The organism is Chrysanthemum yellows phytoplasma (genome assembly GCF_000803325.1).
GTDB lineage: Bacteria > Bacillota_I > Bacilli_A > Acholeplasmatales > Acholeplasmataceae > Phytoplasma > Phytoplasma asteris.
Genome location: NZ_JSWH01000039.1, coordinates 1 through 1,530 on the forward strand (window position 1 = coordinate 1; position 1,530 = coordinate 1,530).

Below are 1,530 nucleotides of genomic sequence, written 5' to 3' on the forward strand. Positions count from 1 at the left end.
TTCAAATGTTGGATAAGTTTTTATTTAAGGAAAAAAAAGTTTTGTAGATTTTTTAATTCAAAATTTATATAAATATGATTATCTTCATCTTAATAATTTACCAAGTTTTCATGTTAGTTTAAGTTGGTTATGTTATATTGGTTTTCGCCAAAAAAATAAAAAGAAAATCCCTAAAATATTAAATTATGGACAATTATTTTATGCTATTTTAGTTTTTATTTCTACTTTTGTTTTAAAACAACATTATATAATGGATGGAATAATTGCAATTATTTTAGTAGAAACTACTTTCTTTTTAGTTGGTAAAAAAATGAATAATATTAAAAAAGACTATCAATTAAGATAATCTTTTTTTGTCAATAAATTACCTATAATAACCAAAATAGAAATAAATTTAGAATTGCTGAGCACTTTTTTACAAAAAAAGTTATAATGATTAGTTTCTAATAAAATACACAGGTAAAAGAATTAAAGTTTTGGTTTTGGAAAAACCAAAATTATTTATTACCACCATTATAACATGATAAAAAACAAGATAGTACGGATTATATAATTAAAATCTAATTATGAACATTTTCAGTATAATAATTTTGTTCTATATTTTGTATATTATAATAAGAATTTGGATGGTTTGTCAAACACTCTTTAATTTCTTCTAATATATATCCAGCTATTTTCAAATCAAATGATCTATATTCAGCATTCATTAATTCTTTCAAAGAAAAACCATTATTTTTCAAATATTGTGCTGGATATTTAGCATTTTTAAAATCTTTTGCATCATAACCTGCATCTTTTAATTCTTGAAAAGGAATAAATGTTTCATTTTGCAATGGATTTGGTGTTTCATATTTGTATCCTAAATCATCAAGTGTATATCCCGCTTCTTTAATTTGTTGAAAAGTAAAACCTGTTTATTTTAATTTAGGAGGATTTATATATATTGGTGTTTCTTTTATTTCTTGTATGCTAATGCCACCTTTGGCAAAATCTTTCAGATTATAATTATATAATTGCATTTCTTGCAAAGTAAAACCAACTTTATCTTTTAAATCTCTTGCACTAAATTGTTTTAAATAAAAAAAACTTTCTGTTTGAGGATCTAAATTTTTTATTTCTTCCAAACTATAACCTGATTTATTTAATTTTTTTAAACTAAAAATTTCTATTAATTGAGGAAGTTGGTAACCAATTTCTTTAAAATCTTCTACATTAAAACCTTCTTTTACCAATTCTTTGTCTTCATAATCCCCTTTTTGTCTTAAATAACTTATAGTGTATATTTGTTTTCCTTCATTATTTTTAATATATTTAAGATCAAAAGCACCAAACAATGTTTTTAATTGTTCTAAAATTTGTTTATAAGAAAGACCTTTTTCAATTAAATGTTTTAAAGTATATCCTACTTTTTTTCTTATTTTTTATTTTACTTTTATTTCTACTTCTTTATCTTTAAATTGTTTAATTTTATATGTTTTTACAATTAACAAAAACCCACCTAAAAATAAAATAATATTTAAAACAATAAAA

Annotated in this window: 3 protein-coding genes; 1 reads left to right on the plus strand and 2 read right to left on the minus strand. The window is 21.0% G+C overall.

Translation table 11 applies throughout. The features are described 5' to 3' along the window. The first annotated feature begins 55 nt into the window (after positions 1–55). Positions 56–346: a phosphatase PAP2 family protein gene (locus OL66_RS04475; protein ID WP_084066006.1), complete on the plus strand. Its 291-nt coding sequence runs from the start codon at positions 56–58 to the stop codon at positions 344–346. Positions 347–560: 214 nt separating this feature from the next. Here OL66_RS04475 and OL66_RS00655 read toward each other — a convergent pair whose 3' ends face one another. Then, complete coding sequence (locus OL66_RS00655; protein ID WP_034172059.1) at positions 561–833, minus strand: hypothetical protein; 273 nt, start codon at positions 831–833, stop codon at positions 561–563. An 81-nt stretch (positions 834–914) separates the two neighbouring features. Further along, positions 915–1,334, minus strand: coding sequence for a hypothetical protein (locus tag OL66_RS00660; RefSeq protein WP_011160378.1), 420 nt, complete (start codon positions 1,332–1,334; stop codon positions 915–917). Between the last annotated feature and the right edge of the window lie 196 nt (positions 1,335–1,530).